At 63.8% G+C, this 12950-nt stretch carries 14 protein-coding genes; 11 read left to right on the forward strand and 3 right to left on the reverse strand.

The window, feature by feature from the left end; all coding sequences use genetic code 11:
• The first annotated feature begins 96 nt into the window (after positions 1–96).
• The 7 genes from FD715_RS00855 to FD715_RS00885 all read left to right on the forward strand — a co-directional run bounded on the left by FD715_RS00855 (position 97) and on the right by FD715_RS00885 (position 7056).
• Positions 97–684 carry a hypothetical protein gene (locus FD715_RS00855; RefSeq protein WP_147103830.1) on the forward strand — a complete coding sequence of 196 codons (588 nt, stop codon included), beginning with the start codon at positions 97–99 and terminating at the stop codon, positions 682–684.
• A gap of 102 nt (positions 685–786) precedes the next feature.
• Positions 787–1575, forward strand: a complete 789-nt coding sequence (rpiA, locus tag FD715_RS00860; protein ID WP_147103833.1) for a ribose-5-phosphate isomerase RpiA — start codon at positions 787–789, stop codon at positions 1573–1575.
• 11 nt (positions 1576–1586) lie between these two features.
• Positions 1587–3065 (forward strand): FAD-dependent oxidoreductase, encoded by a 1479-nt coding sequence (locus tag FD715_RS00865; RefSeq protein WP_147103836.1) that lies wholly within the window; start codon positions 1587–1589, stop codon positions 3063–3065.
• Between the two features lie 73 nt (positions 3066–3138).
• The gene (gene hflK / locus FD715_RS00870) at positions 3139–4314 is read left to right on the forward strand and encodes an FtsH protease activity modulator HflK (protein ID WP_147103839.1); all 1176 of its coding nucleotides are present in this window, start codon (positions 3139–3141) and stop codon (positions 4312–4314) included.
• Positions 4314–5216, forward strand: a complete 903-nt coding sequence (gene hflC / locus FD715_RS00875) for a protease modulator HflC (protein ID WP_147103842.1) — start codon at positions 4314–4316, stop codon at positions 5214–5216. Before hflK ends, hflC begins: the two co-directional genes overlap by 1 nt.
• Positions 5216–5410, forward strand: coding sequence for a DUF2065 domain-containing protein (locus FD715_RS00880; protein WP_039682458.1), 195 nt, complete (start codon positions 5216–5218; stop codon positions 5408–5410). Before hflC ends, FD715_RS00880 begins: the two co-directional genes overlap by 1 nt.
• Positions 5411–5583: 173 nt before the next feature.
• A complete protein-coding gene (locus FD715_RS00885; RefSeq protein WP_147103845.1) occupies positions 5584–7056 on the forward strand; it encodes a Do family serine endopeptidase in 1473 nt (490 codons plus the stop codon).
• Between the two features lie 93 nt (positions 7057–7149).
• Here FD715_RS00885 and FD715_RS00890 read toward each other — a convergent pair whose 3' ends face one another.
• Together FD715_RS00890 and FD715_RS00895 are read right to left on the reverse strand one after the other, a co-directional pair.
• The gene (locus FD715_RS00890; protein WP_147103847.1) at positions 7150–7674 is read right to left on the reverse strand and encodes a peptidoglycan-binding domain-containing protein; all 525 of its coding nucleotides are present in this window, start codon (positions 7672–7674) and stop codon (positions 7150–7152) included.
• A 91-nt stretch (positions 7675–7765) separates the two neighbouring features.
• Positions 7766–8218 carry an OB-fold nucleic acid binding domain-containing protein gene (locus FD715_RS00895; protein WP_147103850.1) on the reverse strand — a complete coding sequence of 151 codons (453 nt, stop codon included), beginning with the start codon at positions 8216–8218 and terminating at the stop codon, positions 7766–7768.
• Between the two features lie 125 nt (positions 8219–8343).
• Between FD715_RS00895 and FD715_RS00900 the strand changes: the two genes are divergently transcribed.
• Genes FD715_RS00900 through FD715_RS00910 form a run of 3 tightly spaced genes read left to right on the forward strand, consistent with a single transcriptional unit; the run spans position 8344 to position 9865 of the window.
• Positions 8344–8667: a 2Fe-2S iron-sulfur cluster-binding protein gene (locus tag FD715_RS00900; protein WP_147103853.1), complete on the forward strand. Its 324-nt coding sequence runs from the start codon at positions 8344–8346 to the stop codon at positions 8665–8667.
• A gap of 2 nt (positions 8668–8669) precedes the next feature.
• The gene (locus FD715_RS00905; protein WP_147103855.1) at positions 8670–9434 is read left to right on the forward strand and encodes a VCBS repeat-containing protein; all 765 of its coding nucleotides are present in this window, start codon (positions 8670–8672) and stop codon (positions 9432–9434) included.
• A complete protein-coding gene (locus FD715_RS00910) occupies positions 9425–9865 on the forward strand; it encodes a hypothetical protein (protein ID WP_147103858.1) in 441 nt (146 codons plus the stop codon). Before FD715_RS00905 ends, FD715_RS00910 begins: the two co-directional genes overlap by 10 nt.
• A gap of 203 nt (positions 9866–10068) precedes the next feature.
• Here the strand turns inward: FD715_RS00910 and purD are convergent, their stop codons facing one another.
• On the reverse strand, positions 10069–11334 hold the full coding sequence (gene purD / locus FD715_RS00915; RefSeq protein WP_147103861.1) for a phosphoribosylamine--glycine ligase: 1266 nt from the start codon (positions 11332–11334) through the stop codon (positions 10069–10071).
• 67 nt (positions 11335–11401) lie between these two features.
• Between purD and xseA the strand changes: the two genes are divergently transcribed.
• The gene (gene xseA, locus FD715_RS00920; RefSeq protein ID WP_147103864.1) at positions 11402–12943 is read left to right on the forward strand and encodes an exodeoxyribonuclease VII large subunit; all 1542 of its coding nucleotides are present in this window, start codon (positions 11402–11404) and stop codon (positions 12941–12943) included.
• Positions 12944–12950 lie beyond the last annotated feature (7 nt).

Genomic DNA, 12950 nt, shown 5'->3' on the forward strand with positions numbered 1-12950 from the left:
TCCAATGTCTCAAAACGACCAATTTGCCGATGAATGGGCCAGCATTAACCGTGCGTTTACCGCGCTGGGCTTGTCTGTGGGGCAGGAGGATGTGCGATGCGCTGGATTCTGATTTTGATGTCTGTCCTGGCCTGCCTGATGCCGTGGCGTGCGGCGCTGGCGCAGGAGCTGTCTAGGCAGGATCTGGTCGATGTGTTGGTTGCGCGCACGCCCGGTGCCACGCTGGACCGGATGCGCGACCGGCCGGACCGGTTCGTACAGGAGGCGGCGGGGCTGATCCTGGGCTATGGCGGTCCGCTGGGCCTGAGCGCAGAGGATGTCGAAACGGCAATTGATGCAGAACGGGCAAGGCTGCGGGCGCGCGAGATGCGCCGCCTGTTGGAGGCCGATTTGAACAATGACCTCAACGTCACCCGCGCCGAACTGGATGTTCTGGTGCGTGCGGCATCTGCAACCATGCGCGGACGGCTTTTGGTCTGGCACCGTGCCGCTGATGCTGATGGCAACGGCACGGTGCGCTGGGCCGAGTTGCGCAGCTTTGCCGTAAAGCGCGCCGATGCGGACATGTCAGAAAGCGCAGTCGCTGCAATGCGCGGGATGATGACATTCGACCTGAATGGCGATGACCGCGTGTTGCTGGACGAGGTTTTGCAGGCGATGCAATTGCTTGGCGCGCCCGCCTGAGCGGTCTGGCGGCGTGCGTCTTGCAGCAATTTGCCGCCTTTGGGGTCGCATGCCGTGCGGTGCCTGCGTATAAGCCCCCCACACTTTGGGGAGTCGTCACATATGTCCGGAGAGTTGTCGCCCATCGACAAGGCCAAATTCGTCGCCGCAAAGCGCGCCGCCGACTATGTCGAGGATGGGATGCGCGTGGGCCTCGGCACCGGATCGACGGCGGCGTGGCTGGTGCGCTGTCTGGGCGAGCAGGTGCGCGAAGGCGGATTGCGGTTCAAGGGCGTGCCCACATCCACCCGCACGGCGGACCTGGCCCGCGAGGTCGGGATCGATGTGATCAGCCTTGATGAAGCCAAGTGGCTGGACCTGACCATTGACGGGGCCGACGAGTTCGATGGCAGCCTGAACCTGATCAAGGGAGGTGGCGGCGCGTTATTGCAAGAAAAGATCGTGGCGACCGCGTCCGATCAAATGGTGGTGATCGCCGATATCGGCAAGGAGGTCGAGCATCTGGGTGCCTTTCCCCTGCCGATCGAAGTGATCCCCTTTGGCTGGCAAACCACGCAGGCGCTGGTCGAGGAAACGCTTGTGTCCATGGACGTTCTGGGCCGCCAGTCGACGTTGCGCATGAACGGCAGCCGCCCCTTTGTCACGGATGAGGGGAACCACATCCTCGACCTGCACTTGCAGCGCATTGGCAACCCCCGTCAGCTGAGCCTTGTGATCAACCAGATGCCGGGTGTGGTTGAAAACGGTCTCTTTATCGATATCTGTGACGCTGTCGTAATCGGCTATGGCGACGGTCGGGTCGAATTGCGGGACATCAATGAAGGCACGGTGGAGCAGGACAGGCTTGATTTCCTGGAAAGCGACAATCTGTTCACCGATCTTGCAGACTGAGGATCAGGCCCATGGCGGAGTATGACTACGACCTCTTTGTAATCGGGGGCGGCTCCGGTGGTGTGCGCGCGGCCCGTGTGGCCGCGGGCGAGGCAGGGGCCCGCGTGGCGCTGGCCGAAGCCGACCGCTATGGCGGCACTTGCGTGATCCGCGGCTGCGTGCCCAAAAAGCTGATGGTCTTTGCCAGCGAGTTTTCGGGCACGGCAGACGTCGCCAACGCCTACGGCTGGACCATGAATGCGGGTGAGTTCAACTGGCAGGGGTTCCGCGACCGCCTGAACACCGAGCTTGACCGGTTGGAAAGCGTGTACCGCAGCCTGCTCGCAAACTCTGGCGTCGACATGTTCGATGCGCGGGCCAAGCTAAAAGATGCCCACACTGTCGAGCTGTCCACTGGTGAGGCAAAGACCGCCAAGACCATTCTGATCGCCACCGGTGGTCATCCCGTGCGGCCGGATCTGCCCAATGCCAACCTGGGCATTGTCAGCGACGACATCTTTCACCTCGAAAAGCTGCCCAAGTCGATGCTGATCATCGGCGGCGGCTATATCGCGTGCGAATTTGCCTGCATCATGCACGGGCTGGGCGTGGAAGTTACCCAATACTATCGCGGTGCCCAGATCCTGCGCGGCTTTGACGACGAAGCGCGCGGCTTGATTGCGGAGTCCATGCGCGAGCGGGGGATCAACCTGTTCACCGGCACCAACATCATGCAGATGGGACCGGCATCCGAGGATCACTCCGGTGCTATCCCCACCGCGTCTGACGCGGCCATGGGAGCGAGCGCGCAGCAGGAGATGGTCATGGCGCATGGCGGCGTCTTGACCGAAGAGCGGCCTGATCATACCGGGCCGATCTGGGTCAAATCGACGACAGGCCACGAAAACGTGTATGACACAGTTCTGTTCGCGACGGGCCGGGATCCCAACTCCAACGACATGGGGCTGGAGGCTCTTGGCATTGAGATCGGCCGTCGGGGGGAGATTGTCGTGGATGAGTTTTCCAAAACAGCCGCCGACAGCGTCTACGCCATCGGTGATGTGACCAACCGCGTGAACCTCACGCCCGTGGCCATCCGAGAGGGGATGGCCTTTGTCGAAACGGCGTTCAAGAACAACCCCACCGCGGTGGATCACGACCTGATCCCGTCCGCCATCTTTACCCAACCAGAGATGGGCACAGTGGGCCTGAGCGAAGAGGATGCGCGCGATCAGGAAGAGGTCGAGATCTACTGCACGTCCTTCCGCCCCATGCGCACCGCTTTTGCAGGTCAGCCCGACCGCGTTTTGATGAAACTCGTCGTGTCCAAGGCGACGCGCAGAGTGCTGGGTTGTCACATCGTCGCACCGGATGCGGGCGAGATGATCCAGCTTGCAGGCGTCGCCATCAAAATGGGCGCCACCAAGGAGGATTTCGACCGGACCGTGGCGGTGCACCCGACCATGTCCGAAGAAATCGTGACCATGCGTACACCCATGCGGACTGCTTGAAGTTTCGGGCAAAAAGCACAGTTAAGGAGCAAGGTGCAGCACAGGCTGCACGGCAAGAGGAGAACAATACCACATGGCTGGCAATACAGGCGGCCCCTGGGGGGGTGGCGGAAACTCGGGCGGCAGCGGCGGCGACAATGGTCGCGGCAACGGCTCGCGCGGCGGCGGTGGCCGCGGCAATGGCGGGCGTGGACCCGGTGATGAGGGTCCGCAGATCCCCGAAATCGACGAACTGGTCAAAAAGGGCCAGGAACAGCTGCGTGTCCTCATGGGCGGTCGCGGCGGTGGCAATTCCGGCGGCGGACGTGGCGCTGGCGGGGGCGGTGGCCCGTTCCTGACGCGCGGGACCATCGGTCTTGGCGCTCTGGCGGCAATCATTCTGTGGGGGCTGGCCAGCTTCTACACCGTGCGGCCCGAAGAACAGTCAGTCGAACTTTTCCTAGGTGAATATTACCGCACTGGCGATCCGGGCCTGAACTTTGCCCCCTGGCCCATTGTGACGGCAGAGGTGATCCCGGTCACGCGCGAACAGACCGAGGAAATCGGTGTGGGCGGTCGCGGCAGTGACGCGGGCCTGATGCTGACCGGTGATGAGAACGTGGTCGACATCGATTTCCAGGTCGTCTGGAACATCACTGAACCTGATCAGTTCTTGTTCAATCTGCGCGATCCGCGTCCGACCATTCGCGCGGTATCCGAATCGGCCATGCGCGAGATTATCGCTCAGTCTGACCTCGCACCGATCCTGAACCGGGACCGTGGTGCGATTGCGGGCCGTCTGCAGGATCTGATCCAAGAGACGCTCGACAGCTATGGCAGTGGCGTCAACATCATCCGCGTGAACTTTGATCGGGCTGACCCGCCGGACACGGTGATCGCGGCCTTCCGTGACGTGCAGGCCGCCGAACAGGAACGTACGCGCTTGCAGAACGTGGCGGATGCCTATGCCAATCGTGTGCTCGCCGAAGCGCGCGGTCAGGCGGCCCAGCTGCTGGAGGAGGCCGAAGCCTACCGCGCCCAGCAGGTCAACCAGGCCGAAGGTGAAGCCAGCCGCTTTGCCGCCGTTCTGGAAGAATATGCCAAGGCGCCGGGCGTGACCCGCAAACGTCTCTATCTCGAGACGATGGAGCAGGTGCTTGGCCGCGTGGACAAGATTATCCTGGACGAGAACCAAGGTGCCGGTGGCCAGGGCGTCGTGCCTTACCTGCCGCTCAATGAGTTGCGCCGTAACACAGCGGAGGCAAACTGATGCGAAAATCAGCGTTCCTTTTGCCCATCCTCGCGGTGCTGGCCGCTGTGGGCCTGTCATCCATCTATATCGTGGACGAACGTGAAAAGGCACTTGTCCTGCAATTCGGTCGCGTGGTCGCGGTCAAGGAAGACCCCGGCCTGGCGTTTAAGATTCCGCTCATTCAGGAGGTCGTACGCTATGACGACCGCATCCTGAGCCGGGATGTGGAACCGCTGGAGGTGACCCCGCTGGATGACCGTCGTTTGGTGGTTGATGCGTTCGCGCGGTACCGGATCGTGGATGTGAACCAGTTCCGTCAGGCCGTGGGTGCGGGTGGCGAGGCGTCCGCCGATCGCCGCATCGACGGTATTCTGCGGAACGAGTTGCGCGAAGTGCTGGGTTCGGTGTCGTCCAACGACATTCTCAGCTCGGACCGTGCGGCACTGATGCTGCGGATCCGCAATGGCGCCATCGCAGAAGCCCGTGCGCTAGGCATCGAGGTGATCGACGTGCGCGTGAAGCGGACGGACCTGCCGCCTGAAAACCTCGACGCCACATTCGAACGAATGCGGGCAGAGCGTGAACGGGAAGCGACCGACGAACGCGCCCGCGGTAGCGAAGCGGCCCAGCGGGTGCGTGCTCAAGCCGACCGGACGGTGGTCGAACTGACCTCGGACGCGGAACGCCAGGCCGAGATCATCCGCGGTGAAGCCGACGCCCGCCGCAACGCGATCTTTGCCGAAGCCTTTGGTGCGGACCCGGATTTCTTCGAGTTTTACCGGTCGCTGACCGCATATCAGCGCTCGCTGCAAGGGTCGAACTCGACCATGGTGCTGTCGCCGGACTCGGAGTTCTTCAACTATCTGAAGTCGCCGACCGGCAACCCGAACAATGCCTCAACAGGGATTGCGCGTCAGTAATGGCTTGGGTCCTTTTGGCCCTCGGTCTTGTGATGTTGGTGGAGGGGCTGGCCTATGTGCTGGCCCCTTCGCTTATCGAACGGGTGCTTGAGGTGTTGCGCACGCTGCCCGAAAGCGCGCGCCGGCAATTTGGCGCCCTTGTTCTTGTCAGCGGGCTGATCTGTATCTGGCTGGCGTTTTTCATTGGATTGTAAGGGATTGCGGTCAGCTTAGATCACGGGCCGATCACGGCCTGTTGACACGTGTCAGGGGTGATCCATCTTTGATGTTGCAAGCATGCAACCCTACATGCACCCTGTGCGCAGCCGCGCACGACCCCGTGTGCAAGCGACCGATCAGGTCAATAATATTACGCAGGAGTACCCTGATGCAGCGACAGGCAATCGCAGTTTCACGACAGATGTCCCCGGCGCCATTCGTGCGCGCCCTCTGGCTCGGCGCGCTTGGCCTCGCCTTTGTGCTGGTGCAGGCGCTTATGGCGCAGGCCCGCCCCGAAAGCCTGGCCCCCCTGGCCGAAACGATCAGTCCCTCGGTTGTCAACATTACCACTTCGACCGTGGTCGAGGGCCGGACGGGCCCGCAGGGAATCGTACCCGAAGGCTCACCGTTCGAAGATTTCTTCCGTGAATTTCAGGACCGCAACGGGCCCGGCGATCGGCCCCGCCGCTCGTCGGCCCTCGGTTCGGGCTTTGTGATCTCGGAGGACGGGTTCATCGTCACCAACAACCACGTCATCGACGGCGCGGATGAGATCAACATCGAGTTCTTCAATGGCGATGAATTGACGGCGGAACTGGTCGGCACCGACCCCAACACCGACATCGCCCTGCTCAAGGTCGAAGCGGACGGACCATTGCCGTTCGTGCCTTTCGGCAATAGCGACGAGGCCCGTGTGGGCGACTGGGTGGTGGCCATGGGCAACCCGTTGGGACAGGGCTTTTCCGTCTCGGCCGGGATCGTATCGGCCCGCAACCGCGCGCTGAGCGGCACATATGACGACTACATCCAGACCGACGCTGCCATCAACCGCGGCAACTCGGGCGGCCCGCTCTTTAACATGGACGGGCAGGTGATCGGCGTAAACACGGCCATCCTGTCGCCCAATGGCGGCTCCATCGGCATCGGCTTTTCCATGGCCTCCAACGTAGTGACCCGCGTGGTCGACCAGTTGCAGGAGTTTGGTGAAACCCGCCGCGGCTGGTTGGGCGTGCGCATTCAGGACGTGACCGACGATATTGCAGAGGCCATCGGTCTTGAAACGGTGGCAGGCGCACTGGTGACGTCCGTGCCCGAGGGACCCGCATTGGAAGCAGGCATGCAGGACGGTGACGTGATCCTGAGCTTTGCAGGCGTCGACGTGGAAGACACGCGCGGCCTTGTGCGCCAGGTGGGCAACAGCCCCGTCGGTGAAACCGTGCGCGTCGTTGTTTTCCGCGAAGGTGAAACTGTGACCCTGCGCGTCACGCTGGGCCGCCGGGAAGAAGCTGAAGGCGCCGTGCCTGCCGCAGCGCCCGCACCGGACGAGCCTGCCGAAGCCGAAACCAAGGATGTGCTGGGCCTGACGCTCAGCACGCTGACGGACGAGTTGCGCGAACAGCTTGGCGCGGACGCAGACCAGGAAGGCTTGGCCGTGGTCGAGGTCGATGAAACCTCGGAAGCCTACGAAAAAGGTCTGCGCGCGGGTGACATCATCACCGAAGCGGGCCAGCAAAAGGTCAACAGCATCGGCGAGTTCGAGACCCGTCTCGAAGAGGTTGGCGAAGCCGGGCGCAAGTCGCTGCTGCTGCTTGTGCGCCGTGCGGGCGACCCACGCTTTGTGGCCCTCAGCCTGGCTGAGTAAACCCGCATTACCTTGAATGACGAAAGGCGCCCCGCGGGGCGCCTTTTTCTTGGGGCAGTCAATTGTAAGGCGCACCTGCGGTGCGCCCAACCGTCACGTGTCGCGGGCGACGGCGACCAGACCTAGCTTGCGGGCGGCAGCAATGGACAGCGCCTTGCTCTCCAACCCTTCGGCGCTTTGATACCGCCCGATGGCGGCGCGTGTGCGCGCATCCATCTCTCCGGTGATGGGACCGGTATAGAGCCCCCGTGCCTCCAGCGCGCGCTGGACTGAGGCGATGAAATCCGGGGTCACGTCGTCTTCGCAGATGATTTCGTACCAGGTCTCGCGCCGTGGCTGGACGACCTCCTGTCGGGTCTCGGTCTTGTAGATGGGCGGCGTCTGCACCCGCCCGTCGCTGCTGATCTGGGCGGGCTGCAACAGGACCTTGCGCGTCACCGTCTCGATCACGGCGGGGGTTACAGACTTGCCCCAGCAAGTGCCGGGGGCGGCCCCCGGAGGCGCGCTGGCCAGCGAGATCGGGTCGATATTGGACGCCGATGTGACGGTTCCGTTGTCGGCACAGGCCGTCAGCGCAAGGGCCGCCGCCATAACGGGGAAGAAGGATTTGACTGTCATGCTCGGGCCTCTGGATGGGCTTTTAACGCCACAATAGCGGTGCCTGTATCCCCTGCATAGTCTTGCCTTGACCGCAGAGGGCCCGTGGGCTTCAGCGATCCCGGCGGCTGTCCCATGTATCAGTCCGCGCCTCGGCCCCCATCTGCCGTCCCGTGCCCTCGGCCAGAAGCTGGTCGAGCAGGGGGGAAATATCCTCGATCTCTTCGGCCAGCACATGGGTGACATTGTGGGCGCGCTGCATCCGCCCCGTCACCTTCAGCATCCGGCCTGCCACCACCGCGCGGCGAAAGCGCTCGTAAATATGGCGCCACACGATGATGTTCACCACCCCCGTCTCGTCCTCGAGCGTGAGAAAGATCACCCCCTTGGCCGTGCCGGGGCGTTGGCGCAGGATCACCAGCCCGGCCACCGCCACCCGTGCATTCAAAGGCGGCAGGTTCAGTTCGGACGCACGCATGCAGGAGGGCGGGCGCGGCCAGGCGGCAGGCCCCCGTGACGGAGCATGTGCGTGTATCTGTGATCTGGGCGGTGGGAAAACCTGCATGAGAACAAAAATAGAACAAATGCACGGTGTCGCAAGGGGAAAAGCAGGGGGTCGCAAAAGGGGCTGGCAGCCTTATCTCCTGCCCGGTAGAGATATGCGAAACGCGGAATTGAAGGGGCAGAGAGATGGCCAAGATCACTTATATCGAACATGGCGGCACCGAACATGTGGTGGACGTTGCCAATGGCCTGACGGTCATGGAAGGCGCGCGTGACAATAACATTCCCGGGATCGAGGCTGACTGCGGTGGCGCCTGCGCCTGTTCGACCTGTCACGTTTATGTGCACCCCGACTGGGTCGAGAAGCTGCCGGAAAAGGACGACATGGAAACCGACATGCTCGACTTTGCCTACGAGCCGGACGAGACCCGCTCGCGCCTGACCTGCCAGTTGAAGGTCACCGATGCGCTCGACGGTCTGGTGGTGAACATGCCCGAAAAGCAGATCTGATCATGGCGGTGGCGCCGCGTCTGCTGTCTCGACTTTGGCGCGGTTTCGCCCGCGGCGGGCGGCAGGCGGCGTGCTCTTGGCAGGCGGCAGCGGCGCTTGTTGCCGTTGTCGCACCCGCATGGGCCGACACGGTTGTCGAGGCGCGCTATGCGGACCCGACCGACCGTTACGCCCATGGTGTTCTTGGTGATGCAATCGAATGGGGCACGCTTGAGCTCACCCTGCAAGGCGGCGAAATACGCCGTTTTGTGTTGCCGCGCGATCACGTGTTCGAGGACATCGCCCCGCGCCTTGCCGATCTGGACGGCGATGGCACGTCTGAAGTGGTGGTGGTCGAGGCCGACATGTCGGCGGGTGCCGCCTTTGCCATATACGGTGCGCAAGGCAAGATCACCGAGACGCCGCATATCGGCACGCGCAACCGCTGGCTGGCGCCTGTTGGGGCTGCCGACCTTGATGGCGACGGCGTGGTCGAGATCGCCTATGTCGACCGCCCGCACTTAGCCAAGACCCTGCGCATCTGGCGCTATATGGATGGCGCGTTGCAGCACGCCGCCGACCTGCGCGGCGTGACAAATCACCGGATCGGAGAGACCGACATCGCGGGCGGCATCCGCACCTGCGGCCAAGGTCCGGAGATGGTTCTGGCGACCGCGAACTGGTCCGATCTGGCCGCAATCACATGGGATGGCGCGCAGTTCGCCTTGACATATCTGGGCACCGACACGACCCGCCCGGCCTTTGCCCGAGCCATGACATGCGACTGATCTGCCTGAGTTTTGAAGCGGCCTTTATCCCGGGCGTTGTTTTGGGCCTCGCTCTGGGTTTGTGGACGTCGCCGGTTGAGGCGCAGGAGCGGCTGAGCCCCGAGCAATTCCTTGACCTCGTTGAAAAACGCACCGCTTCATTTTCAACCTTTCCGGACCGCCAGCCGGTGGGGACGGAGCAATTCTTGTCTCGCACCCGCACGGTCTGGGCCCGTGCCAACGGCACCTGCGCCTATGGTCTTGTCACGGCGGAAGAAGGTCAGGTCTGTTTCGACTACGACGACGATCCGCCCGGCGTCACTCATTGCTGGGTGCCGTTCCTGCGCGATGCGCGACTGTTTGTAGCGTCCACCGACGATCTGGGTGAGGTGCAGGAAGTGGTCGAGATCAGCGATGAACCGGTGGCCTGTACCCAAGCGCCGACGTCCTGACCGGCGCTTTCCTGGTGACCGGTCGCGCGGGTTGATAGTGCAGGAGCCTCCGGCGGGGATTTTTTGAAACAGGGAATGCGGACCGTCTCGGACCGTCTCCGGGGGTGGCTTTCAGGTTCGAACGGGCAGAGCCGCAGACCGTCTTGGGCACAGCCTCAAAACTGAGCCTGGGTCGAAGGGGGCAGCGCCTGTGATCGCGCTGTTCAGTCCAGCGCCCGCCACCCGATGTCGCGTCGGCAGAAGCCGCCCGGGAAGTCGATGGCGTCCACCATGGCGTAGGCTGCATCCGCGGCCGCACGCAGGGATGGCCCCCGCGCCGTCGCGTTCAGAACTCGGCCACCGGACGCGGTGATCTTGCCGTCTTGCGCGGTCGTGCCTGCGTGGAACACCATCTGGCTGCTCGTCTCGGGCAGGGCGTCGAGCCCGCCGATCACCGCCCCTTTGTCGTAGCTGCCGGGATAGCCGTCTGCTGCCATGACCACCGTGATCGCGTGATCATCCGCCCAGTTCACCTGCGCCGTGTTCAGCCGCCCCTCTGCAGCCGCGTGCATCAGATCCAGCGCCTGCGCGCCCAGCCGCATCATCAGCACCTGGCACTCCGGATCGCCAAAGCGCACGTTGTATTCCACCAGCCGCGGGGCGCCGTCCTGGATCATCAACCCGGCATAGAGCACGCCCTGGTACGGCATCCCACGTGCGGCCATCTCGGCCATGGTCGGGCGGATGATCTCTGACAATGCGCGCTCGGCAACCGTATCCGTCAGGACCGGAGCAGGGGTGTAGGCCCCCATGCCGCCCGTGTTGGGGCCGGTATCGCCTTCGCCCACGCGCTTGTGATCCTGCGCCGTGCCGATAGGCAGCACCTCGGTCCCGTCGCACAGCACAAAGAAGGACGCCTCCTCGCCCTCCATGAACTCTTCGATGACAACCTCGGCCCCCGCGCCACCAAAGGCACCGCCGAACATGTCGTCGATGGCGGCATGGGCGTCGGCGACGGTCTCGGCGATGATCACACCTTTGCCGGCGGCCAACCCGTCCGCTTTGACGACAATGGGCGCACCCTGCGCGCTGACATACGCCTTGGCTGCGTTGGCTTCCGTGAAATGCCCATACGCCGCCGTCGGCGCACCTGCCACGTCGCACACGGACTTGGTAAAAGCCTTCGACGCCTCCAACTGGGCCGCCGCTTGGCTGGGACCAAAGACCAGCACACCCGCATCGCGCAACCGATCCGCCACACCCGCGGCCAATGGCGCTTCGGGCCCAACGATGACGAAATCAATGCTCTCGGCCTCTGCAAAGCCCACCACGGCCCCGCCATCCTCGATGTCCAAGGCGGCACATTCCGCAATCGCAGCGATCCCCGCATTGCCGGGTGCGACCACCAACCGGTCGCATTTGGGGTTCTGCAACACCGCCCAGGCCAAGCTGTGCTCGCGGCCGCCGCCACCCAAAATCAGAATGTTCATCGCTTGCTCCTTGGCCTTTACTGGGGCGCGTTCTAAGCTGGTGGGACCTCCGGCACAAGGACAGCCCATGGACCTGATCGACGACCCCGTTCCCGGCTCGAACACGCCCGAATTCTCGGTTTCGGAAATCGCGGGGCGCGTGCGCAAGCTGATCGAGGGCGAACTGGGCTGGGTCCGGATCAAGGGCGAGGTCGGGCGCGTGGTCCTTGCCCGGTCAGGCCACCTCTATTTCGACCTCAAGGACGACCGGAATGTCCTGTCCTGCATGACGTGGAAAGGGCAGGTGCCGGGCCTCGGCACCATGCCCGAGGAAGGGATGGAGGTCGTGGCCGAGGGGCGCATGACCGCCTCGGGCTTCCAGTCGAAATTCTCGCTCAACGCCGAACGGATCGCCATCGCGGGGCAGGGGGCGCTTATGGCGCTTCTGGAAAAACGCAAGAAAGCGCTCGCGGCCGAGGGGCTCTTTGACGATGCCCGCAAACGGCCGCTGCCCTATCTGTCCGAGGTGATCGGCGTGGTCACGTCCCTACAGGGCGTCGTAATCCGCGACATCCTGCACCGCCTGCGCGACCGCTTTCCCCGTAAGGTATTGATCTGGCCGGTCGCGGTTCAGGGAGCAAATTGCGCCCCCGAGGTCGTGCGCGCGATCCAAGGTTTCAATGCACTTACACCCGGCGGCGCACTGCCGCGCCCCGACCTGCTGATCGTCGCCCGCGGTGGCGGCTCGGTCGAAGACCTTTGGGGCTTTAACGAAGAAATCGTGGCACGCGCCGCCGCTGCCTCCGACATCCCGCTGATCTCGGCCGTGGGCCACGAAACGGACACCACGCTGATCGACTTCGTGTCAGACCGCCGCGCGCCAACGCCCACGGCAGCAGCGGAAATTGCGGTGCCCGTGCGCCACGAATTGCTGGCCTGGGTCGAACAGGCAGGCGCGCGCATGACCGGTGCGGTCAGCGGCGCCATGCAACGGCGCGAACAGCGCCTGCGCGACCTCGCCCGCGCATTGCCCCGCGCCGACGCGCTGGTCGAAGGGCCGCGCCAGCGGCTCGACGTGATTGGCGGACAGCTTGGCCCGGCCCTGATTGCAGGGGTACAGCGGCGCAAGGTGCGCCTGTCGGACGTATCGGGCAGCCTGCGCCCGGTCACATTGCAGCGCAGTATTGAAGCCGAAAAACGGAGGCTACAGGCCCTCTCGGCCCGGTTGGAACCCGCACTCGCCCGCGTGGCGGCAGCGAAACGCGAGCGGTTCGAAACCCGCGCCACCCGTCTGACACCCGCCCGGATCGCACAGGATGCGGCGCGCAAATCCGAACGCCTGCAAGATGTCACAACGCGCCTGCAGGCGGCGGGCCAGCGACAGGTCGATGGCCTGCAACGCAAGCTCGACGCCATGGACCGCCTGCGCGAAACCCTCAGCTACAAGGCGACGCTCGCGCGCGGCTATGCCGTGGTGCGCGGCGGGGGCGAGGTGCTGACGACCAAAGCGCAGGCCGAACAGGCCAGCGGGCTTGAGATTGAATTCGCCGACGGGCGGCTCAAACTGGGCGGCGGCAAGACGGCTGTGAAAAAGGCAGCCAAAACCCCCGAACAGGGATCGCTGTTCTAGGGCGCAT

Origin of the sequence: Tateyamaria sp. syn59 (assembly GCF_007995245.1) — a bacterium.
Classification (GTDB): Bacteria; Pseudomonadota; Alphaproteobacteria; order Rhodobacterales; family Rhodobacteraceae; genus Tateyamaria.